The sequence below is a fragment of the Castellaniella sp. genome, assembly GCF_036379515.1.
In the GTDB taxonomy this organism is placed as follows: domain Bacteria; phylum Pseudomonadota; class Gammaproteobacteria; order Burkholderiales; family Burkholderiaceae_B; genus Castellaniella.
The window spans coordinates 125,750-148,708 of record NZ_DASVGN010000031.1 but is presented as its reverse complement, the minus strand read 5'-3'; the positions used below and the strand labels follow the sequence as shown (position 1 = coordinate 148,708).

At 59.5% G+C, this 22,959-nt stretch carries 21 protein-coding genes and 1 tRNA gene; 9 read left to right on the top strand and 13 right to left on the bottom strand.

The window, feature by feature from the left end; translation table 11 throughout:
• From VF285_RS10840 to serS, 3 genes are all read right to left on the bottom strand, one after another.
• Entirely contained in the window at positions 1-579 is a 579-nt protein-coding gene (locus VF285_RS10840; RefSeq protein WP_346952710.1) for a DJ-1/PfpI family protein, read from the bottom strand.
• 418 nt (positions 580-997) lie between these two features.
• Positions 998-1,088: transfer RNA gene (locus tag VF285_RS10835), tRNA-Ser, on the bottom strand.
• An 89-nt stretch (positions 1,089-1,177) separates the two neighbouring features.
• On the bottom strand, positions 1,178-2,518 hold the full coding sequence (gene serS / locus VF285_RS10830) for a serine--tRNA ligase (protein WP_346952631.1): 1,341 nt from the start codon (positions 2,516-2,518) through the stop codon (positions 1,178-1,180).
• 111 nt (positions 2,519-2,629) lie between these two features.
• Between serS and VF285_RS10825 the strand changes: the two genes are divergently transcribed.
• The 5 genes from VF285_RS10825 to VF285_RS10805 all read left to right on the top strand — a co-directional run bounded on the left by VF285_RS10825 (position 2,630) and on the right by VF285_RS10805 (position 6,972).
• On the top strand, positions 2,630-3,256 hold the full coding sequence (locus tag VF285_RS10825; RefSeq protein WP_346952630.1) for a HutD family protein: 627 nt from the start codon (positions 2,630-2,632) through the stop codon (positions 3,254-3,256).
• A 319-nt stretch (positions 3,257-3,575) separates the two neighbouring features.
• Entirely contained in the window at positions 3,576-4,601 is a 1,026-nt protein-coding gene (locus VF285_RS10820; RefSeq protein ID WP_346952629.1) for an ABC transporter substrate-binding protein, read from the top strand.
• An 11-nt stretch (positions 4,602-4,612) separates the two neighbouring features.
• Positions 4,613-5,428, top strand: a complete 816-nt coding sequence (locus VF285_RS10815) for an ABC transporter ATP-binding protein (protein ID WP_346952628.1) — start codon at positions 4,613-4,615, stop codon at positions 5,426-5,428.
• Positions 5,429-5,444: 16 nt separating this feature from the next.
• Positions 5,445-6,218 carry an ABC transporter permease gene (locus VF285_RS10810; protein WP_346952627.1) on the top strand — a complete coding sequence of 258 codons (774 nt, stop codon included), beginning with the start codon at positions 5,445-5,447 and terminating at the stop codon, positions 6,216-6,218.
• Positions 6,211-6,972, top strand: coding sequence for an ABC transporter permease (locus VF285_RS10805; RefSeq protein ID WP_346952626.1), 762 nt, complete (start codon positions 6,211-6,213; stop codon positions 6,970-6,972). Before VF285_RS10810 ends, VF285_RS10805 begins: the two co-directional genes overlap by 8 nt.
• Positions 6,973-7,004: 32 nt before the next feature.
• On the opposite strand, the gene VF285_RS10800 is transcribed toward VF285_RS10805, so the two are convergent.
• The 6 genes from VF285_RS10800 to VF285_RS10775 form a co-directional block, all read right to left on the bottom strand.
• Positions 7,005-7,580, bottom strand: coding sequence for a MarR family winged helix-turn-helix transcriptional regulator (locus tag VF285_RS10800; protein ID WP_346952625.1), 576 nt, complete (start codon positions 7,578-7,580; stop codon positions 7,005-7,007).
• Between the two features lie 36 nt (positions 7,581-7,616).
• Entirely contained in the window at positions 7,617-8,801 is a 1,185-nt protein-coding gene (locus VF285_RS10795) for a Gfo/Idh/MocA family oxidoreductase (RefSeq protein ID WP_346952624.1), read from the bottom strand.
• An 8-nt stretch (positions 8,802-8,809) separates the two neighbouring features.
• Positions 8,810-9,802 carry a PDR/VanB family oxidoreductase gene (locus VF285_RS10790; RefSeq protein ID WP_414648124.1) on the bottom strand — a complete coding sequence of 331 codons (993 nt, stop codon included), beginning with the start codon at positions 9,800-9,802 and terminating at the stop codon, positions 8,810-8,812.
• 20 nt (positions 9,803-9,822) lie between these two features.
• On the bottom strand, positions 9,823-10,812 hold the full coding sequence (locus VF285_RS10785) for an ABC transporter substrate-binding protein (RefSeq protein ID WP_346952623.1): 990 nt from the start codon (positions 10,810-10,812) through the stop codon (positions 9,823-9,825).
• A gap of 36 nt (positions 10,813-10,848) precedes the next feature.
• The gene (locus tag VF285_RS10780) at positions 10,849-12,135 is read right to left on the bottom strand and encodes a Rieske 2Fe-2S domain-containing protein (protein WP_346952622.1); all 1,287 of its coding nucleotides are present in this window, start codon (positions 12,133-12,135) and stop codon (positions 10,849-10,851) included.
• A gap of 201 nt (positions 12,136-12,336) precedes the next feature.
• Positions 12,337-13,053, bottom strand: a complete 717-nt coding sequence (locus VF285_RS10775; protein ID WP_346952621.1) for a class II aldolase/adducin family protein — start codon at positions 13,051-13,053, stop codon at positions 12,337-12,339.
• A gap of 347 nt (positions 13,054-13,400) precedes the next feature.
• On the opposite strand from VF285_RS10775, the gene VF285_RS10770 reads away from it, so the two are divergent.
• On the top strand, positions 13,401-14,708 hold the full coding sequence (locus VF285_RS10770) for an MFS transporter (protein WP_346952620.1): 1,308 nt from the start codon (positions 13,401-13,403) through the stop codon (positions 14,706-14,708).
• A 52-nt stretch (positions 14,709-14,760) separates the two neighbouring features.
• Here VF285_RS10770 and VF285_RS10765 read toward each other — a convergent pair whose 3' ends face one another.
• The 3 genes from VF285_RS10765 to VF285_RS10755 form a co-directional block, all read right to left on the bottom strand.
• Positions 14,761-16,149: a replication-associated recombination protein A gene (locus VF285_RS10765; protein ID WP_346952619.1), complete on the bottom strand. Its 1,389-nt coding sequence runs from the start codon at positions 16,147-16,149 to the stop codon at positions 14,761-14,763.
• The gene (gene lolA, locus VF285_RS10760; RefSeq protein ID WP_346952618.1) at positions 16,146-16,844 is read right to left on the bottom strand and encodes an outer membrane lipoprotein chaperone LolA; all 699 of its coding nucleotides are present in this window, start codon (positions 16,842-16,844) and stop codon (positions 16,146-16,148) included. Before lolA ends, VF285_RS10765 begins: the two co-directional genes overlap by 4 nt.
• A gap of 78 nt (positions 16,845-16,922) precedes the next feature.
• Positions 16,923-19,277, bottom strand: a complete 2,355-nt coding sequence (locus VF285_RS10755) for a DNA translocase FtsK (RefSeq protein WP_346952617.1) — start codon at positions 19,275-19,277, stop codon at positions 16,923-16,925.
• 45 nt (positions 19,278-19,322) lie between these two features.
• Between VF285_RS10755 and trxB the strand changes: the two genes are divergently transcribed.
• The 3 genes from trxB to VF285_RS10740 are packed head-to-tail and all read left to right on the top strand — an operon-like array spanning position 19,323 to position 21,380.
• The gene (gene trxB / locus VF285_RS10750) at positions 19,323-20,282 is read left to right on the top strand and encodes a thioredoxin-disulfide reductase (RefSeq protein WP_346952616.1); all 960 of its coding nucleotides are present in this window, start codon (positions 19,323-19,325) and stop codon (positions 20,280-20,282) included.
• Positions 20,269-21,054, top strand: a complete 786-nt coding sequence (locus VF285_RS10745) for a Smr/MutS family protein (RefSeq protein WP_346952615.1) — start codon at positions 20,269-20,271, stop codon at positions 21,052-21,054. Before trxB ends, VF285_RS10745 begins: the two co-directional genes overlap by 14 nt.
• A complete protein-coding gene (locus VF285_RS10740; RefSeq protein WP_346952614.1) occupies positions 21,051-21,380 on the top strand; it encodes a multidrug efflux SMR transporter in 330 nt (109 codons plus the stop codon). Before VF285_RS10745 ends, VF285_RS10740 begins: the two co-directional genes overlap by 4 nt.
• Positions 21,381-21,666: 286 nt before the next feature.
• Here the strand turns inward: VF285_RS10740 and VF285_RS10735 are convergent, their stop codons facing one another.
• Positions 21,667-22,959, bottom strand: a complete 1,293-nt coding sequence (locus VF285_RS10735) for a TRAP transporter large permease subunit (RefSeq protein WP_346952613.1) — start codon at positions 22,957-22,959, stop codon at positions 21,667-21,669.

The following is a 22,959-nucleotide window of genomic DNA, read 5'->3' as shown; positions in this document are numbered from 1 at the left end:
TCAGTGCTGTATGCGTGTGCCCAGAACGACCAGGAACTGCGCGATCCAGGCTGGATGCGCGGGCCAGGCCGGTGCCGTAACCAAGTTGCCGTCCGTATGCGCCTGGTCCACGGCGATGTCAGCATACTGACCGCCCGCCAGGCGGACTTCCGCCGCGCAGGCCGGATAAGCGGAACATGTGCGTCCCTTCAGCACACCGGCCGCTGCCAGGATCTGCGCCCCATGGCAGATAGACGCAATCGGCTTGTTCGCGCTCTGGAAGTGCCGCACGATGTCCAGGACACGTTCGTCCATGCGCAGATACTCCGGCGCACGCCCCCCGGGGATGACCAGTCCGTCGTAGGCTGCCGCATCCACCGTATCGAAATCCCGGTTCACCACGAAGCGGTGCCCAGGCTTTTCGCTATAAGTCTGGGCACCGTCAAAATCATGCACCGCCGTCGCGACCCATTCGCCTGCCTTTTTTCCCGGACACACCGCATCGACGCGATGCCCGACGGCCTGCAAGGCCTGGAACGGCACCATGACTTCATAGTCTTCGACGTAGTCGCCCACCAGCATCAATAATTTCTTGGCCATCATTTGTCTCCTGTCCTGTTCAGAGCTGTGGATATCTGGTCCATTGTGATGCTTTCGCCGAGGTGCCGGGTGGTATGCACATACCGCGCAGAGAGCCGTCGAAGTGCACTTTCACAATGAAGCCAAAGCGCTTCCGAGACCCGGCGCCTCTCTTGCTCCGCGTCCCTGGCGATTGTGGCCAAGCAGGAAATGGCGGAAACCTGAAACGAAAAGCTCGCCTCAGCGGGCGGGTACAAGGCTTTTGACCAAGGATGTCGGCCACCTCGTGATCCTGGGGAGACCCCTGGACCAGCAGCACATTGCTTTCAGTGTTTGCCATTCGCAGCGGCTTGATCGCCGCGTAGGCCGCAGAGGCAAAAGAAAACGGCATCCAGAGCTCAAGTCCGAATGCCGTATCTGTTTGATCTTATTGACAAGCTGGCGGAGAGGGTGGGATTCGAACCCACGGTGCGGGGAAACCGCACGCCTGATTTCGAGTCAGGTACATTCGACCACTCTGCCACCTCTCCGGGAACGACCGTGATCAAGTCGCGCATCTTAGCATAGAACGGGTCAACCCACCGGGCGGACGGCTGCTGCCGTGCAGGACCCAGACCTATCAAGCAGCGCGAATCACCTCCAGACCACCCATGTAGGGCCGCAATACCGACGGAATCACGATGCTGCCATCTTCCTGCTGATAATTTTCCAGCACGGCGACCATGGCACGACCCACGGCCAGGCCAGAGCCGTTCAACGTGTGCAGGTACTCCGGCTTGGCCTTGGGTCCTTCTGGCCGGAAACGTGCCTGCAGGCGGCGTGCCTGGAAGTCCAGGCAATTGGACACTGACGAAATCTCGCGCCAGGTGTTCTGAGCCGGAAGCCAGACCTCGAGATCGAAAGTCTTGGCCGACGAGAACCCCATGTCTCCCGTGCACAGCAGCACCACGCGATACGGCAAGCCCAGCGCCTGCAACACGTGTTCGGCATGCCCCACCATCTGTTCCAGCGTGGCCCAGGATTGCTCGGGGTGAACGATCTGTACCATCTCGACCTTGTCGAACTGATGCTGCCGGATCAGGCCCCGCAAATCACGCCCACCGCTTCCCGCTTCGGAACGGAAACATGGTGTATGGGCGGTCAGGCGAATCGGCAGATCGGCGGCGTCGACAATGCGCTCGCGGACCGTGCCCGTCAAGGGGATTTCGGCCGTGGAAATCAGATAGAGCTCTTCCGCCTGACCATCGTCATCCGGCGTGCTTCCCTTGCCGCCCCGCGTCACCCAGAACATGTCGTCCTTGAACTTTGGCAACTGCCCCGTGCCAAAGAGCGTTTCACTATTGACGATGTAAGGGGTGTAGCACTCTTGATAGCCATGCTCGCCCGTTTGCAGATCCAGCATGAATTGCGCCAAGGCTCGATGCAAACGCGCAATAGGGCCTCGCAGCATCATGAAACGAGCCCCTACGAGCGAACGTGCCGATTCAAAGTCAAGACCAAAGGGCTCAGCCAGATCCACGTGGTCACGCGGCTCAAATCCCAGGCCCGCCGGGTTGCCGTCGGCATCGGCCACCCCAGGCAGCCAGCGCCGAACCTCGACATTATCCTGATCCGACTTGCCGTCCGGCACGCTCTCATCCGGCAGATTCGGGATCGTCATCAACCAGTTGCGCAGCTCCTGCTGCACCGTCGCGAGATCCTGCTCCAGCGCCTTGAGTTGATCCGGAATGGCCTGGGATTCAGCCATCAGGCCTGAGGCGTCTTCTCCATGCGATTTCAGCTGACCAATCTGCTTGGCCAAGGCGTTACGGCGCGCTTGCAGTTCCTCAGTGCTGACCTGAACGGACTTGCGGCGATTTTCCAGCGCGAGATAGCGGTCTGCATCGAAGGCAAAACCTCGCCGGGCGAGTGTACGGACGACGTGGTCCAAATCTTTGCGAAGCAGGTTGGTATCAAGCATGATGTCAAAAAGAGGAAATCGGAGGATCAAGGGCCGTATTGTATTAAATTCAGAGGCTGCATCCTCCACTCACCAGACTGCGCGACACCCAAGCCGCCTCCCTCCTCTGCCATGCATGATCAGATTCGCATCCTCACTGCACAAGAAACGCCTGTGCAGCCCTGGAAAAACGGCGGTGGCCTCACCCGACAATTGGCCATCCACCCCGACAGCGCAAACCCGGATGATTGCATCTGGCGCGTGAGCGCCGCCGAGATCAACACATCGGGGCCGTTTTCTATCTGGAGCGGCTACGATCGCATCCTGATGATGACCGACGGCGACGCCATCCAGCTGACCCGTACCGATACCGGGGGCGTCACGCACATGGGGCCTGGATCACGGCTGTACTTTGCGGGCGAAACTCCCTACACCGCCGAACTGCTGGGCGGCCCGGCGCACGATTTCAACCTGATGCTGCGACGTAAACATGCCCACGGCTGTGTCGACTTGCGTCGCAGTGCCCAGGCCATTGCCCTGCGGCCCGGCGAAACCATATTGCACTGCACACAAGGCGTGTTCAGGCTGGACTTTCCACCCAGAATGGGTGGTCCACGCACGCTGGCAATTGGCGATACCTTGCATCTGACGCTGGACTACATCCCGGCCTTTCGGCTGAATATCCAGCCCGAGACACCCAACGCCTGCCTGGTCGACGCCCGCATCAACCTCTATCCCGGCACCGCAGACACCCCCTGATATTCCAGTGCACAATGGGCGCACATCACCTCGTCGACGGAAAAGCAGGAAGTCACTTTTCGTGTAGGGTTTCTACTTGTTGTTGTAGTTAGATCTCTACGAATATGATGATTCCACAGCGAGATCAACAAGTCAGACGCAGAGACCCCTCCCCACAAGGCTGAGCGTTCACGTTGCGATGTTTTCAGGAGCCTTCGCTTCCATCAGGATCGTCGGTCTCCGCGTCCTGTCTTGCGACACCTGCAGTCGCCCATCACGGACGCGCTTTCAGCGCATCCGCTACAGCACAATAATTCACCTAATCAGTGGAGACAGAGACATGGACACGCAAATCAGAGGTTTCCGGTCGGCGAAGACCTGGGCTGTAGCCGGCAGCTTGATTCTTGGCTGTTTCATGGCGGCACTCGCGCCCGCGAGTGCCTACGCCCAAGACTCTTCCAATCTAACAAAGATTCGCTTCGTAGTCAGCCACCGCAGCGCCCTGTTGTCCACCCTACCCACCTACATTGCCGAAGACAACGGCCTATTCAAGAAGCACGGGATCAGCGTCGAATACATCAGTGGCAGCGGTGGCGGCAGTACCTTGCGCCTGCTCTCGACGGGCGACGTGGACATGGCTGAAGGCGGCACCCCGGCGGCCATTCTCGCAGCCCACACAGACCCCAACATCGAGCTCGTCGAAGGCTGGGCTCGATCGGCAAGCGTCATGGTGTGGATCGCCAGCAAATCAAGTGGCATCACCTCTCCCGAAGGGCTGTCAGGCAAAAAGCTTGGCTACAGCAAGGCGGGCTCTGCCTCGCAATGGCTGGCCGAAGAAAGCATCCACCGCGCCGGGGTCAAAAACGTGTCGTTCGTCTCTGTGGGCGGCATGGGTGACAACTGGACCGCCGTCAAGGGGGGCATCATCACGGCCGGCTGGGCCATGGAGCCGTTCCTGAGCGAAAAGATTCACAACGACAATGCCGTGGTGGTGCTGGACCCCAGCCATTACATCAAGCACTACTACCTGGAAGGCATCGCAGTGAATAAAAAATTTGCTCAGAAAAACACCGCTGCAGTGAAAGGGCTGTTCATGGCGCTTGACGAGGCCGTGGCATTCATCAAGGCCAACCCTGAAAAAGCTGCAGAAATCGGCACACGTCACTACAAGTCTTCAAAGGCTGTACTCCTCTCAGGTATCAAGACGTACCTGAAAAACGATGTCTGGGACATGAAGATCGATACTGCCGCATTCAATACCGTCATGAAAGGCATGAAGGACAGCGGCCTGATCGACAAAGAAATCGACATGAGCAAGCTGGTGCACCAAAACTACCTGCCTGAACACCTGCGCACGCCCTTTTGACGGAAGCCAAGATGTCCAGTACGGAATTCCTTGAACTGAAGGAAGTCTCCAAGGCGTACTCCGTACGCCAGCGAGACGGCTCCACGCAGCGCATCGAGGTGGTCCATAAGGTTACGCAGAGCGTTCCCGAGGGGCACTTCGTGACCGTAGTGGGCCCCAGCGGGTGTGGAAAATCCACCCTGCTGAGCATGATCGCGGGCTTGAATTCGATCAGCAGCGGGCAGCTGCTGCTCAAGGGAAAACCCATCAACTCGCCTCATCCGTCGCTGGGCATGGTTTTCCAGGAAGAATCCATCTTTCCCTGGATGAACTCTCTGGAAAACGTGTCCTTTGGGCTCGAAATGCAGGACGTTCCCAAAAAGCAGTGCCGGGAGCGCTCTCAAGAAGCCCTGAATCTGGTGGGTCTCAAAGGGTTCGAATACTCCTACCCCAAAGAGCTGTCGGGCGGCATGCGTCAGCGCGTGGCCATTGCGCGCGCATTGGCGCTGGACCCTGATATCCTGCTGATGGACGAGCCCTTTGCTGCAGTCGATCCTCAAACCCGGATGTTCATCGGCACCGAACTGCGCCGCATCTGGAGCGAAACAGGAAAAACCATCCTCTTCATCACACACGACATCAATGAGGCGGTCTTTCTTTCTCAAGAAATCTGGGTCATGTCCAGCCGGCCAGGTGCCATCATCGAGACGATGAACATCGATCTCCCGGAGGTCAGAGACATTTCCATCCTCGGGTCCGACGCATTTTCCCAGTACACCGGCCATTTGTGGAGCATCATGCGCGCCGAATGGGAAGCCACACAGGCGACCGCCGAGCACATGGCCTGAGGTCGAGGATCACAGCATGAACAAGCAGACACCACGGTCCTTAAGGCCGCGTTGGACTATTGCCCTCCTGGTCCTGGCCCTTCTGGCCGTCCTCGAAGCAGTGACCCGTCTGGGACTGGTTCCGGTCGTCATCCTCGCTGCGCCGACCAAGGTAGCGCAAGTTCTCTGGCAACTCGTGATTTCTGGCAAAGTATTCCCGGACCTGTGGCGTACGACCTGGGAGGTCATGCTCAGCGTAGCGCTGGCGATTGCAACAGGTGTCCCCATTGGCTTTGGCCTGTGGCGCACGCCGCTGCTGGGTCGAGTGCTGGAGCCCTATCTCGTGGGCACCTACGCGATGCCCCTGGTGCTGTTCTACCCGTTTTTGCTGGTTGTGTTCGGTCTGGGGGCGACCCCCATTGTCCTGATCGCAGCCGCCATGGGCGTGATCCCCGTCATCCTCAACAGCTGGGCAGCCTTCCAACAGGTGCCTGACATCTACTTCAAGGTATGCGCCAGTTTCCGCTGCAAGGGCTCTCGGAGGTTCTGGAAGGTGGTGTTTCCCGCATCGGCGCCTTTGATTTTCGCTGGCTTCAAGCTCTGCCTGATCTACTCATTCGTCGGCGTGATCGTGATGGAATTCATGGTGGGCAACATAGGCCTGGGCTTCCGGGTTGCCTACGATTACGATGGATTCAAAATCGACGAGATGTATGCGTACGTCACCATTATCGTCGCGCTGGCTGCGGTCATCACGGCCATTCTTGCCTATGAGGAAAAGCGCATCCGAGGAGAAATCAGCAATGGCTAGCGGCACCCAACAACAGGCCAAGTACTCCTATGCCGTGCTGGGTGGGATGATTCTCGTCGCCATCGCCGTCTGCCTGCTCTGGCAGCTGGCTTCTGCGCTGATCTTCGCGGTACCCGCTCCGCTCAAGACACTCGAAGCCTTCAGCGGGATCGGTAGCGAACTCGGACCCGCGGTACAGGCAACCTTCGGCAACGCGGCAGCGGCTTTCGCACTGGCAGTCGTCGTGGGCACGATCCTGGGGGTGCTCATCGGCCGAAGCCCCTACTGGTACACGGTATTCAGCCCCCTGGTGGTGGTAGGTGGCGCCACCCCCAAGATCATCATCTACCCCATCTTGCTGCTGCTGTTGGGCCTGGGCCATTCTTCTGTCATCGCCATGGGGTTCATCGGCGGCATCTTTTCGATCCTGATCAACGTCATGGTGGCCATCCGCACCATGAAGCCCGTGTACGCCAAGGTCGTCCGTTCGCTTAACGTCAGGCCCTGGCGTGCCTTCACCAGGGTTTACCTGCCCGCAGTCTCGTTGCCGCTACTGACAGGCATCCGGCTCTGTTTTGGGCTCACCGTCGTCAACGTGATATTTGCCGAACTTTTTGCCGCCAAGAACGGAATGGGCAAGGTCATCATGGACTACTACGGCGTGGGACGATACGCCGAGATGATGGCCATGATTTCAATTCTCTTTATCGTCGCAATGGGCGGCTCCATCACGCTATGGAGCCTGGAGCGACACATCAAGGGGCGGGTTAGCTGAGGCCAGATCAACGCGCAGTGGCTGCGGGTACGCTACTCATTGGCACGAAGCAATTCAGCCTGCTTGATCCAGCTTGATAGTTCTCGCGTGGACGGCAGCCGCCGCCCTGCATCTTCAGCACGCGTCTCGTCATGATCCATGTTCGAGGCGATGCCCAGCAACACCCGACGGCACGCCCCGATATCTTCATCAGACAGGCCACGCGTACTGACGCTATTGACCTCTTGAGCCAGCGGGACAAGTTTGTCCTGCAGCTCCCGGCCAGCCGGGGTCAGAAAGACGTACAGATTCTTCCGGTTGCCCGGTAGATGCTTGCGTTCGATGTATCCCAAGGATTCCATGGCACGCAGGGCGGAATACGTCGTGGGCTCCATGAGGCCCGCGCGTTCATTGAGTTCGTGCTGAGTGAGCCCGTCTTCTTCCCAGAGAATGCGCAAAAACGCCCAATGCCCAAACAGAACGTTATGCTCTGCCAAACGCATCTGAAGGCCACGGACCAGGGAACGTGCTGCATAGCGGATCAAGTGTGCCAACCGATCCTCGGGATCAATGTCTGGCGCGTATTCCAAAGCGGGGCTCTTCCCGGGGCTCTTCCCTTTGTCTGCCATGTTTTCTACGATGAATAGTAAGCCTCTGACATGATATCAGGTATGGTGCAGGGCTATGTCCTGCCGCGTGCGATGCGATTCCAGCATGGCAAGACAGACCTCGGTGGTACCCATTGCCCACTCACCCGAATGAACTGGCGGCTGATGACCCGTCACCGCACTTTCCAGTTCATCGATGACCTCTACTCGCGGAACGCCCGCGGGCTCCAGAGGCAAGAAGCTGTGCTGCTGATCGGCATACACATTCAGCCCATCCGACATCGGCCGGATGTCTCCGTGCTCACACGACACAACAATGGGGCCAAAGTGCTGAAACGATCGAGGCTCCCGAGACACGCGAGGAGGAGTGTAATCGGCTCCGCCATAGGTTCGGGCCGCCTTCAGGTGCGCCTCTTCTTCGCTTGATCGTATGGCGAGCAACCGGCGGCGCGCCTCACCATACGATTTGGGATCTTTGGGTGCACCCATCTCACCCACCCACCCCATCCACTCGTCGGTGTCAAAGTGGCCGTATCCGTTATAGCTGATGGAAGCATAAGCGCCCTGATCGAACCAGAGCAGTGCGCTGTAGGCTCCCTCGGTAGGGCGCCGAGGATCCCAGTTGCCCAGCACGGCACGCACCCGAACCAGGCGTTGCATGGCGAGCAAACGCACAATGTCGACCTGATGGGCTGCCTGGCTGAACACAGCGCCACCGCCTTCAGCCGTCACCAATTCCTCCGGTCGCCGGGGGCGGTACAGATAGTCGGTGTAATTTTGGGCCTGGATCATCGTGACGCGCCCCAGGCGCCCGCTCGCGATCATGTCGCGTGCGCGCAGATAGGGGGTGTCGAAGCTGTGGCAATGCCCGACAAGCAGCTGTACTTTCGCCTCACGACACGCCTGAATCATGGCATGGCAATCCGCCAGATTCAGTGCCATGGGCTTTTCCACCAACACATGCCTGCCTGCCGATGCCGCAAGCTGCGTATGCTGCCGGTGAAGCTGATGGGGGCTTGCGATATACACAACGTCGACGGCCTCATCGGCGACCAGATCGGCGACATCCGAATAAACAGGTGCGTCAAAATCCGACGCAAACTGTCGACGCGCCGCCTCGCGTGGGTCGCTGGCTGCCACCAGACGGACCCGTGAATCGGCCAGAAAGGTCGGCAACATCAAGGAAAATGCACGCCCCAGACCAACGACGCCGATACGCAATTGAACAGGAGTTCGTGCCATGGTCAGATTCACCAATCCAGAACAAGGTTGTCGGATTTAGCCCGAGAGACGCACACCATGATCTGGTCGCCTTTTTCTTCAGGCATGAGGACCATGTCGCGATGATCGGCATCGCCCTGCAGCAAGTGTGTCCTGCACGTGCCGCAGGTCCCACTCTCGCAAGAGTATGGGACGTTCACTCCCGCATTGCGCAACACCTCCAGGATGGACTGGCCCACGGGAATCGCAAGTGTGCGCCCCGAATGCGAGAGGGTGACCGTGAAGGGCCTGTCATCCGGCTTCTTCTCACCGCCCTCCAGAAAACTTTCGAAGTGAATGCGGCTGCTGGACCAATGTCCCGACATGTCACGCACGTCTACCATGAGCTTACGCGGCCCGCAGCAATACACATGCCCCTGATTCGGCTTCTCGAGCACAGGCCACAGGTCGAAATGATCGTGGCGACTCCCGCTGTGATGCAAGGTCACATGCCCAGCATAGGATGGCGCAGAGAGCAGCTCACGGTAAGCCGTCCCCTGCTCATCGTGAGTCAGGTAATAAAGAGACCAAGGGATCGTTGAGTCGTCGCCCAACGACCGGATCATCGACAGCATCGGTGTGATGCCGATCCCTCCCGCAATGAAGATCAAGCGCCGAGGATCTTCGACCAGAGCGAAGGCATTGTCCGGTGGCTGAGCCAACAGAGTCTGTCCTGGCACGGTGTCATCCACGAGGCTGACGGACCCGCCGCGCCCATGCGCGTCACGCTTGACCGTGATGACATAGCGTCCCGCATCGTCGGGCGAATTGCAAAGCGAATACTTTCGCAGTTCGCCATTGGGGGTACGCACCCTGATATGGGCACCCGGCGTAAACGCAGGGAGCGTCTTCTGCTGTGCAGCCACCAGTTCAAAAGCGTAGATGTCGCGCGCTACGGCATATTTCTGTGTGATGGTCAGCGCCAGCGTCATCAAGCCTTGTGGGTCCGACTGGACGGACAGCGCATCGTCGAGCACCTGCATGGTAAGGAACCTGTTGAAAATCAGATCTTGAAGGATTCGTAGGTACTCGGATGGAACAGCTCATCCACGGAGACGAGACGGCTCGAGAGGCCTTGCTGAAAATGGTGTCGTGTGAAGGTTTCAAGCGTCTTGCGATTGGGCGCCACGCCATAAGACCAAAAATCCTCACCCAGCGACTCTCGAGCCGCCTTGAGTTGCTCTTCGACAAATGGCAGCGTGATTTTGGTGGCCGACGTATCCGACAATTTCTCAAGCGCACGGGCCTTGGACTGCTCGAATGCCTTCAGCAGTGCCCCCGCCAGCCAGGGGTGTTGATCTGCCAATGAGCGACGCAGCCCGAGCAGATGCATGATCGGGAAGATCCCGGTACGGCGGTAGTAATCTTTTGCCACTGCGGTGGGATCGTCGAACAACCAAGCAATATCCGGGTTGTGCTGTGCAGCCCCGGACGGCGCGCGCGGGGCGATAAAACCATCGAGCTCCCCTCGATCCAGCATGTCGGAGATCGTGGTGTCGGCAGGGGCATCCGACAGCTCGACACCGGGAGGAAGCGTCAGCTTGATTTTCTCCAGCCGCCCAGGCTGATCGATACCACCCCGTACCCAATGCACATCAGAAGGGGCGACCCCGTAGTCGTCTTGTAACAGCGCACGTGCCCACACGATAGCGGTCAGTTGGTATTCGGGAATGCCAATCCGTTTGCCCTTCAGGTCGGCGGGCGACCGGACCCTGTCTTTACGCACATAAATCGACGTATGCCGGAAGGCCCGCGACAGGAAGGCCGGCAATGCAATATAGGGACTTGTCCCCTGAGCCACCTTGACCAGGTAGCTTGAAAATGAGATTTCGCTGACGTCGAAATCCTGATACCGAAAGGCTCGAAAGAACATCTCTTCCGGACTCAGCAACATGAAGGTCGGGTCGACCCCGTCAATCTGGACGTCGCCGTCGAAAAGCGGACGATTCCGGTCGTAATCGCCCATGGCGATGGATAGTGCCAGTTTGGCCACAGTGTTCTCCGGGTAGTGTCAATGAACGGACCTTGGCTACAGGGCATCCGCCCCGGTGACCGGATGCACGTCGCAGGTCCGCCAATCGGTGCTCTTCGGGAAGATCCCCTGAAATGAACACACCGAGGCACGAACATGAGCCTCGCCAGTGCCAATGGCGGGCCTCCCCGACTGAAACGCCTTGACGGCCTCAATCATGGTGCGCCGAAACTCTACGACAGCCAGATCCCCTGCCGCCAAGGTCTCACCCTTGGCGCTACGGTCGGCAATGGGGCCCAGACTGGTCCACATGGCCAGATCCTGATTGGGAAACCCTTTGATGCCGGTGAAATTGCCGGCACGCATGGCCTGCCGATCTTGCCAGAACCTGTTTTCCGCATTGCGGTAAGGCCGGTACAGCACATCCAGATCCGAGCCGATACTCTGCCCCAGGAACCGGCGCCAGGCCTCGGTATCAGGAGTGGTTTGCGGGTTGCCCCAGGCAATGAAATGGAACACCGTGTGCGTGTCATCCATAGGCACGTTGATGTTGGCGACGTTGTACCGGTTATTGGGTGGAATCAGCGCTGACGACGGAGCGATGAAGACGGTAGAACGGATGTAGTCGTTCTCGTCCGCGCCTGTGATGGGACGCCGGATGGCCGCGTAACGAAACCCATAAGGGGTGTGTTCGATCTGCAGGCGCGGCGCCTTGTCAGTCGTCGGGCGTAGCCATTTCTTGTCGGTCGCCTCGCTGCCACTGACGCGCGCCGCCACCATGTCGGACGAGTGCAGGCTTGAGCTATGCGAAGAATCGATATTGCCTTCCAGAATCTGTGCCCAGTTACAGGGCACAATCACTTTGGCAATGCTGACCCGGACATCTTTGCTGGGTGCCCAAGGAGGCGGAACGAATTCCGGCACCTGATCCAGGGAGCCCATGTAGGCCCAGACGATGCCAGCCCACTCATGCGTCTTGTAGGCAAGATGGTGCACCTTGCTCGGCAGGTCGCTGCCCGCTGGCTCGGACACCATCTCGAGCACCTTGCCATCCACATCGAATTTCCAGCCATGGTACAGGCAGCGTAAGCCACACTCTTCGTTGCGACCATAAAACAGGGATGCACCTCGGTGCGGGCAGTGCTCTGCCATCAGGCCCACACGACCTTTGCTATCGCGAAACGCGACCAGGTCTTCACCCAACATCCGTACACGGACAGGATCAGAATCCGATTCGCTGATTTCTTCGCTGAGGCACGCCGGTAACCAGTGCTGGCGCATCAGCTGGCCCATCGGCGCATCACCCTCTACCTTGCACAGCAACTCGTTTTCATCGTGGGTCATGGCCGGCTTGCCTCTTGAGAATGTTCCGTTGGGTGACCCCATAGCTGCATCGACCGTGGGGTGATTCAATAATGTTAGTGATCTAATAATAATTATTCAAGTAAGGGGATACCCGAAAACCCGAAACGGAATACCCGAAACGAAGTCCAGAGACGTCCAGCCCATGGACTTCAAGCAACCGGGGCTGGCGTTCGCAAATTGCTACTGCTGCGACGCTTCTGCGCGTGCCTTCCAAAGGCCCCAGGGGCGCTGCATGACGGTCTGAATGGAGTGATCGGCCAGCCGCCCCTCTTCGGGAGCCAGAAAGTGGATCGGCCCACCCAGATTGAGGGCTGTTTCGAGCAAGGCGGCATTCTGCTGCGTGTAAATGGCACGATAGACCGCAATCTGCACTGTCGTTCCCACGGACACGAAGCCATGCCCGCGCATCAGACAGACCGCAGCTGCGTCCAGCGACTCAGCGAGCGCCACCCCTTGCTCCTGACAAGTCACCAGCATGTCCGTGGCCCCGAACCGTTCGGCAATGTCAAAAACGGGAGCGCCGTCCGCGAGAAACCCGGCCATATGAAAGATCGGGCGCAGCGGAACCGAAGAGACCGTGAAAGGCACCACTGCGGCCGAATGGCTGTGCACGATGGCTTGCACGTCCGGTCGCTTCCGATAGATCTCGCCATGGATGAAGCGCTCAAGATACAGCTTGCGTGTCTCAGAGGAGACTGGATTGGAATCCAGATCGAACTCGACCAGATCGTCCAGAGTGACGATTCCCGGTGCCAGAGACCGCGACAGAAAGAATCGCTCAGGATTCACGGGGTTGCGGACGCTGGCGTGGCCAAAACCATCCAGCACATTGTTTTGCGCCAGGATATGGTTGGCAAGCACCAAGTCTTCACGACAGGTTTGAGTGGCATCATCCATGCTGACAGGCTCCATCACGGTTATCGATCATTCGAGTTTTAAAAACCACCTCTCTGAAGATCTCTGCAATAACAACCGCGTCGCACGCGGCGCGCCCAAAGAGCACAGAGACTGCAGGGCTTTTCAATAATATTAGAGCGCTAAATATAGATCAAGCACCGATCAGAAACCAAGGAAGCCAGGCGCCATTTCTCAATGGGGTAAGCTACTGGAACGACGAACTGATTCAAGCTCGCCCTCTCTCGACCGCAGGCCCACGCTCCGTGACACCGACCACCCAAGACCTCCGGGCCTCACGCAAGAAACACCCACTAGTCATATTTCTTCTGACAGTCGTCGCACTGCTCATGAATGCGATCGATCAAACGATCGTCGCGACTGCACTGGACACGCTGCAAAAAGACCTGGACGCCCCCATTTCGTGGGTCGCGTGGACCATCACCATCTACGCGCTGGGCATGCTGCTTTTTGTGCCTGTCGCCGGCAAGCTATGCGAACAGCACGGCCACCGCCGTGTCTTCCAGGGCTCCATCATTCTGTTCACGCTGGCTTCGCTGTCTTGCGGGCTGAGCAACGACATCTACACGCTGGTCGCCCTGCGCTTCGTCCAGGCCGTGGGGGTAGCGGGGTTCTACCCGGCGGCCACGGGACTCATCGTGACTCACCTGGGCTCGGATCGAGATCGGGCATTGGGCCTCTTCGGCAGCATGTTCCCGATCGGCGCCATGATAGGGCCCATCTTCGGCGGGCTGTTCGTCACCTACTGGTCCTGGCGCGGCATCTTCTTCGTCAACGTCCCAATCGGGATCGTGCTCTCCTTGCTGACCTTTTACTTCGTTCCAGTCGACATCCAGCAGAAACAAAAGCGTGAGCCGATGGATTTCAAGGGAATGACGCAGCTTGGCGCCGGAATGCTATGCCTGATGCTGGCCTTCAACGGGCTGAGCGGCGGTGGGCACCAGTCGACCTGGCTACCGGACGTCGTACTGCCAACGGTTCTCGGACTGATTGCCTTTGCCCTGTTCATTCGTCACTCGCGGGTCACGGCGCAACCCTTCATTCCCGGTTATCTCATGGGCGGACCCGGATTCCGCAACGTGAACCTCATCAACTTCGGAGGCGGGACGGTGGTCGGGATCATCTCGCTGATCCCACTCTATGCCGCGTCCAGATACGGGATCTCGGCACTGGGCTCAGGCACCATCCTGACCGTTGAAGGGCTCATCGCCCTGCCCTCGTCAGCCTTGGCCGTCCTGACCTTGCGCAAGACGGGTTACCACTCGCCCATCTACGCCGGGCTGGCCACGATCGGCCTGGGAACCGTGATGCTGGCGGTCCCCCCGTGGGGTTTGCATCCCTATCTCTGGCTTGCCATTGCAGCCGCCCTGATCGGCTTCGGCGCGGGCTGGCTGTCACCCGCCAGCCGTAACGCAGGCTTTCAATTGGCACCCGACCGGGCACCCACACTCGCTGCACTCAGAACCATGGCCATGCAGATCGGTGCGATCGTCAGCATCTCCATCACCACTGCCGTCATTGCGAACGCAAGCAACCCGGGGCTGGCGCACGCCTGGGCTTACGTCGGATGGGGGGGCCTGCTGTTGGTGATGATGACCCTGGTGGCACAGGTGCCGGAACATCATGGGGCGTGGTGACCGCCACGACAAACCGCCTGCATTCTTGTATTCGCGGCCAGTGACCGATGCGTCAGCTGGCGTCTTTGTCCAATTGACGCAGATGGGCCAGCTTTTCGGCGATCCTGGCCTCCAGTCCTCGCGGCGTGGGCTGATACCACCCCGGCTCCGCCACGCCTTCAGGCAGATAGGTCTCACCCGCCGCATAGGCCTCGGGCTCATCGTGCGCATAACGATAGTCGTGCCCATACCCCAGCTCTTTCATCAGCTTCGTGGGAGCATTGCGCAGATGCACTGGCACCTCGCGGCTCCGGTCCTGCTTGATGAACGCACGAGCCCGGTTGTAGGCCATGTATCCCGCATTGCTCTTGGCGGCCACGGCCAGATAGATCACGGCCTGACCCAGCGCGAGTTCACCTTCGGGCGAGCCCAGACGCTCGTAGGTACCGGCTGCCTCATTGGCAATCTGCAGGGCTCTGGGGTCGGCAAGGCCGATGTCCTCCCAGGCCATGCGCACGATACGACGTGCCAGGTAACGGGGATCGGCCCCCCCATCGAGCATGCGGCACAGCCAATACAAGGCAGCATCCGGGTGTGATCCGCGCACCGATTTGTGCAAGGCCGAGATCTGGTCATAGAAATTGTCGCCGCCCTTGTCGAAGCGTCGGCTGTTGAGCGTGAGCGCGTTTTGCATGAAGGCAGCATCGACGCGAGCGACATGCGCCGCATCCGCAGCTGTATGACACTGCTCCAGCAAATTCAGAAACCGCCGGGCGTCGCCATCTGAATACCCGATCAAGGTATCGATCGCAAGATCGTCGAACTGCAAGGTACCCAACACCTGCGCACGCGCACGCACGAACAACTGACGCAGTTCGTCCTCCGTCAGCGGTTTGAGAACGTAGACCTGGGCTCGCGAGAGCAGCGCTGAATTCACCTCGAAGGACGGGTTCTCGGTGGTGGCGCCAATCAGCGTCACCAGCCCGCTTTCAGCATACGGAAGCAGCGCATCTTGCTGCGATTTGTTGAACCGATGGATTTCATCGACGAACAGGATGGTCTGGCGACCCCGGTGCTGATGCAGTTGCGCCTGCTCCATGGCCGCCCGAATGTCCTTCACGCCCGAGAACACGGCCGACAGCGCGATGAATTCACAATCGAAGGCATCCGCCATCAATCGCGCCAGTGTGGTTTTCCCCACGCCGGGCGGCCCCCAGAAGATCATCGAGTGGGGCTTTCCAGATTCAAAAGCCAGGCGCAATGGCCGGCCTTCTCCGAGCAGATGAGACTGACCGACGACTTCGGAAAGAGACTTGGGGCGAAGAAGTTCTGCCAGAGGAGCACTCAGGGGAGATCCCACAGGCGCAGTGCCGTGCCCAGCGTGGCGAGCGCGCCCCTGCCCAGAGGCAGGTCCGGACAAAGACAACGGCTCGGCTCCGAGCAGATCACCCTGGGTGCTCATTCATTCATCTTCACCAGTGCTGCCCCTTTGGGAGGCGTGAACTGGAACTGATCCGCCGCAATGGTGGGATTGGTGACCATCTGGCTCAGTGTGATGCGCGTGGTCTGGCCAAACGCATCGAGCAGCTCGAGCCGCACGGGAATCCCACCTGAAAAGCCGATGTCCACATGAGTGAAACCTGCATTCGAGGTCTTGGGTGTGGCCCGCAGCCACTGAAGGTTGTCATGGTCCGGCTGGCTGGTGAGCGTGAAGGCATCGCTGAGCGACCCTGATCCAAACAGCAACGCCGCTGGAGAAGCCCCCACGGCCTGGCTGGCAGTGCGCTCCGTCACCTGATCCAGATCCGGGTCGTATTGATAGACATGACGGCCATCAGACACGATCAACTGCGCATAAGGTTTGGTCACCTGCCAACGGAACTTTCCAGGGCGTTGAAACGCAAACGTGCCGCTTTGAGAGCGCTGCCCGCCAGCCCCGTCGCCAGAACGGTCCTGCTGGAATTGGCCCGTGGCAGAGTGGATCGTATCCACGAAAGATTGCAGCTGCTGCTGTGCGCTGGCCGCAAACGACCGCTGCGGCAGCGCCACGAACAACATCGCCAACAGAGTGGCTCCGGCGCACACCAGAAACCGACGCGCCGAGATCCTGGCGCCATCAATACTCTTATATGTCCCTGTCTCACCAAATTTCATCATGAATCCCGAAAATGTTGAGGCGACCCCCAAGGACTTCTGTGCGTACGCACGCGAGGTCGCGCCCCAAGCCAAAGACTGTTATTCGTCATCGGTCGCACCGCCGGCTGGCGCAAGGATTTCGCGGTTGCCATTGGGCTGCATGGCAGACACCAAGCCTGAGCGCTCCATCTGCTCGAGAAGTCGCGCAGCTCGGTTATACCCCACCCGCAGGTGGCGCTGCACGGAAGAAATCGACGCACGGCGATTGCGCAAGACGATTTCCACCGCTTGATCATACAAAGGATCGGACTCCTGATCGGCAAACCCGGTGACCGAACTGACGCCATCACCGGTTTCGCCAGGAGCGCCATCGAGCACGCCATCAACGTAATTGGCCTCACCCTCGGCCTTCAGCGCTTCGACCACACGGTGAACCTCATCGTCATGCACAAAAGCCCCATGCACCCGCGTAGGGACACTGGAACCCGGTGGCTGATAGAGCATGTCACCTTGCCCCAGCAGGGCCTCGGCCCCCATCTGGTCGAGAATGGTGCGCGAATCGACCTTTGAGGACACCTGAAACGCGATTCGAGTGGGGATGTTGGCCTTGATGAGCCCCGTGATCACGTCGACGCTAGGCCGCTGGGTTGCCAGTATGAGGTGAATGCCCGCTGCACGGGCCTTCTGCGCCAGCCGGGCGATGAGCTCTTCGACCTTCTTGCCCACCACCATCATCAGATCGGCCAGCTCGTCAATGATGACCACGATCATGGGCATGGTGCCCAGCGGCTCCGGTGCATCAGGCGTCAGCGAGAACGGGTTGGGGATGGTTTCTTCGCGCTTCTGCGCCTCACGGATCTTGGTGTTGTAGCCCGCAAGATTACGCACGCCCAATTTGCTCATGAGCTTGTAGCGCTTTTCCATCTCGGACACGCACCAGTTCAGGGCGTTGGCAGCATGGCGCATGTCGGTCACCACTGGCGCCAGCAAATGCGGAATGCCTTCGTACACCGACATCTCCAGCATTTTGGGGTCGATCAGGATCAGGCGCACCTGGCTGGCATCTGCCTTGTAGAGCAGAGACAGAATCATCGCGTTGATGCCTACTGACTTTCCGGACCCGGTCGTTCCGGCCACTAACAGGTGCGGCATCTTGCCAAGGTCTGCCACCACCGGGTTGCCCGCGATATCCTTGCCCAAGGCCATGGTCAGCAGCGAGCTGCTCGCATGGTAGACCTGAGACCCCAGAATTTCAGAGAGTCTGACCATCTGACGACGAGGATTGGGCAGCTCGAGCCCCATCAAGTTCTTGCCCGGGATGGTTTCCACCACTCGGATGCGCACCAGGCTCAGTGCGCGGGCCAGGTCCTTGGCCAGATTGACGATCTGGCTTCCTTTGACCCCTGTAGCGGGTTCGATTTCGTACCGCGTGATGACCGGCCCCGCCTGTGCCGACACGACCGTGACGCTGACGCCAAAATCGGACAGCTTCTTTTCGATGAGCCTGGACGTGAATTCAATGGTCTCTGGAGAAACGGTTTCGCCTGTCTGCTCCACAGGATCGAGCAGGCTGAGCGCCGGCAGCCGCCCCGCCATGTCGGGATCGTCTTTGGCAGTGAACAGGGTCTGCTGCTTTTCTTGCAGGACACGAGGTGATTTGGGCACCGAGGTGACCGACGGCTCGATTCGCACAGGCTGCTCATGCACGAGCTGGGTCTGACGCGTTTCGACCAGTTCCTGGCGTTCTGCCTGGGCCGTGACCCCCACCCGGCGATCCAGCCAGGCATTCTTCAGATTCAGGATTCCGCGCACGCCGCGCTCCAGATGGAGTCCCACGCGCTCGGAGACCGTCAGCCAGGAAAAACCGAAAAACAGGCTGGACCCCATGACGATGAACGCCAGCAAAAGCAAGGTGCTGCCTGCACTTCCCATGAGCTCGGCAAGACTTGTTGCCAGGAGCCGCCCCAGTTGCCCCCCCGCACCAGCAGGAAGCGCCGCCCCCCAGTCCTTGAGCCGCAATGCTTCAATCCCCATGCAGCCCAAAAACAGCAAGGTGAAGCCTATGCCGACTTCCCAGCGCACGCGCGGAAGGAGCTCGGGGACCTTGGTTGGCAGGACTACGCGCGTCAGGCGATAAAAACCAGCCGCGACACGCCGCCCCAGCCAAAGCACCCAAAGCCACGCAGAAGCCCCAAACAGATACAGCAGCAGGTCGGCCACGTAGGCACCGAATGTGCCGCCCCAGTTCAGCGTGGGTCCGCTATAGATGGAATGCGACCAACCCGGGTCGGATTTATGCCAGGTTGCCAGCACCAGGACCAGCCAAGCGGCAACGACCGCCATCAGGATCCAGCGGGCTTCGCGCAGCAAGCCTGAAAGGCGTGACTGCATGGGCGAAGGGCCATTACGCACATTGCGGGAGGAGCGGGACGAGGGTGCCGGAATTCTTGCCATCGCGTCATTATAATTGCGGGGTCATTGATGAATGGATTTTCTGTGATGTCTACCGCAAAACACGCGAAAGTGATGATACTGGGCTCAGGACCCGCCGGCTACACGGCCGCCGTCTACGCAGCCCGCGCCAACCTGTCGCCCGTGCTGATCACGGGTCTGGAACAGGGAGGTCAGCTCATGACGACTACCGAAGTCGACAACTGGCCCGCTGACGTGGCCGGAGTCCAGGGGCCCGACCTGATGCAGCGTCTGCTTGAACACGCCCAGCGCTTCAACACCGACATCGTGTTCGACCACATCGCCAAGGTAGATCTTTCCGTACGCCCCTTCGTCCTGACGGGCGACACCGGTGAAACCTACACCTGCGATTCCTTGATTGTTGCCACAGGCGCGTCAGCCCAATACCTGGGCCTGCCGTCCGAGCAAAGCTTCATGGGCCGCGGGGTGTCCGGATGCGCGACCTGCGACGGCTTTTTCTACAAGAACCAGGACGTGGTTGTAGTGGGGGGCGGCAATACGGCCGTCGAAGAGGCACTCTATCTATCCAACATCTGCAAGACCGTCACCCTCATCCATCGTCGCAACAAATTCCGCGCGGAGCCTATCCTGGTGGACAAGTTGATGGAAAAAGTCGAACACGGCAACATGCGCCTCAAGCTCTTTAGCGAACTGCAAGAGGTGCTAGGTGACGAATCGGGCGTCACTGGCGTGAGGCTGCGCAACAATCAGACAGGCAACACGGAAGACCTGGCCGCGTTGGGCGCTTTCATCGCCATTGGGCACAAGCCCAACACAACCATTTTCGAAGGCCAGATCACCATGGAAAACGGCTACATCGTCACCCATGGTGGCTTGCAGGGAATGGCCACCATGACCTCGGTGCCCGGCGTTTTCGCCGCAGGCGATGTTCAGGATCACGTCTACCGCCAAGCCATCACCAGCGCTGGCACCGGCTGCATGGCCGCGCTGGACGCACAACGCTGGCTGGAGAATGAAGACCTCTAAGGCCACGCTGGCCGACCTCCGCCAGCTGCGGGCCAAGGCGGCTCAGGAGCCAGTGACTGGGGGCAAAGACACCACAGCGACGCGCACCTCAGCCAAGATAAGAGTGCAGCGCTCTCCTGCCAATTCGGCCGTTCAAACGGGACAGGCCGCGGGACAGCGCGCAGACGCGCCGCGGTTACCCGCGGCGGCTTCGCTAGATCCCGCCGATCGTGTGCTCCTCGAGCAGGCCATGCGCTTCGTCAAACCTCTGGCCCGCCATGGCAGCCGCGCACGGACGCGTTTGCGCCGCGAGCCCGAGGCGATCCTGCGCATGCGGCGTACTCAGGCACAAGGCGAAGACGCCAGCACACAGGCGCCGCCACCACGCAGCCACCGCCGCATCCCGACAGCGATGGATCCGGACGCGCGGGAATTTCTCCAGACCGGTTGTGGCACCGACCTCTTGAGGGGCCTGCGCAAGGGAAAATGGCTCCCCGAAGCCATCCTGGACCTGCATGGCAGCACAGAAGAACAGGCGCACGAGCGCCTGGACCGCTTCATCGCGACCTGTGCAGAACACGACATTCGCTGCGTGCGCATCGTCCACGGAAAGGGCATAGGATCGCGAGACGGAACCCCAGTGCTCAAGCAGGCGGCTCGTATTCATCTGTGCCGACTGTTGGCGGTGCAGGCCTGGGTCGAGTGCGCAGAACCAGACGGTGGCGCTGGAGCCGTGACGGCTCTGTTGCAGCCACTCTCGAAGCCCCATATCCGCAATACGCATCCCGCATGAGCTGGCTCTATCTGACCATCGCCATTGCCGCCGAAGTCGTCGCCACCACGGCGCTGAAGGCCTCGCATGGGTTCACGCGCCTAGGCCCCTCAGGCATCACGCTCGTAGGCTATGGGATCGCGTTTTACCTGCTGGCCCTCGCGCTCAGGACGATCCCAGTAGGCATTGCCTACGCAGTCTGGTCGGGAGTGGGCATCGTGGCCATCGCCGCAATTGGCTATTTTGTCTTCAATCAGGCATTGAACGCAGCCGGGGTCATAGGAATCGGCCTGATTTTGGCGGGCGTATTGGTGCTGAACGTGTTTTCAGGCAGCGCGGGCCACTGAGCAGCAGGCGGACGCCCGCGTGGTGGAATGCTGCATACGGCAGAAATGGAAGGAGCCGATGACTCTTGTCATCGGCTCCACCAAATTCTCGTTTTTATGGGTACTGCCACAAATGAAAGCGCCGTCTTTGTGCGCTGGTGCCCAAGCAGGGCTGTCTCCTCACCTGCATGGGCACCATTATGCCCGCAGCCAATTTGAATATCACTTAGGGAAGTCCCTAGAAATCAACCTGAAGCCTCTAGACTCTGAACCGTCGAATCATCCTTGTCAGAGCGCCGGGTTTCGCCTACCGCACACCCATACTCGGAAGCCACAAAGCAATCTGCGGGAAAATCACGACCAGGGCCAGCCCTACCAAACCCAGAGCCGCATAGGGCAGCGACCCTACGAGCACGTCGCGGATCGTGTAATCGGGACGCAGGCCCTTCACCACGAACAGATTCATGCCCACCGGCGGCGTCACAGCACCAATTTCCATATTGATGACCAGAATCACACCGAACCAGATCAGGTCGATGTGCAGCGCCTCCAGGCCAGGCAGCAGGATAGGAACAGTCACCAGAATGGCGGCGGAGGCATCCATGAACATGCCGAGGACCAGGTACAGCAGATTTACCGCGATCATGAACTGCCAGGGACTAAGCTGCAGGCCTTCCAGCCACATCGCAAAATCCTGGGGCACTCGCAGCAGCGAGAGCGTGTTGCCGAACACACCGGCGCCAGCAATCAGCATCAGAATCATGCAGCTGGTTACTACACTGTCACGCAACGCATCGACGAATCGAGGCCAGGTCAGCGTACGTTTAAAGCATGTGGTCAGGAAGAACGCGTAGATGACGCCGACACCCGCTGCCTCGGTGGGCGTGAACCATCCGGTATAAATGCCACCCAAAATGAGCGGAATCATCAGAAGGCTGCCCAGCATGCCCCAGGTCAATGGCACGTGTTCGCGGGCGATTGACTGCTGAATGCTGCCGCGCCTGCTCCTGTTCCATGCCCAGTAGATGGAATACAGGCAGAACATGAACGCCAGCATGATGCCAGGCAGCACGCCGGCCATGAACAGCTTGCCAACGGACGCGTCCGTCACAAGAGAATACAGGATGAACGAAATGCTGGGCGGGATCAGGATCCCCAGTGTCCCCGCTACGGCCACAACACCGGCGGCCATGCGCTTGTCGTAGCCACGGTCACACATTTCGGGAATGCTGATGGAGCCTATCGTCGCCGCAGTTGCTGTCGACGAACCCGAGATGGCAGCAAAGATGGCACTGGCCACAGTGGCTGCAACGGCGAGCCCGCCCGGCAAACGGCCCACGACCCGCTGGGCAAAGTCGAACAGATCACGGCCCGACTCGCCCTTCAGCATGATCTGCCCCATGAGGATATACAGGGGAATTGCAATGATCACGAAAGAATTGAGATCGGTGTATGTAAGCTGCGCCAAGGCGGTCATGCCAGGCCCGACGCCTATCGTCATCATGTAACCCGCAGTGCCGCTGATCAGCAGCGACACGGCAATCGGAACCCCCAGGAGCAGGAGGACACCCAGCGACACCAGTGTAATGATGAATATCAT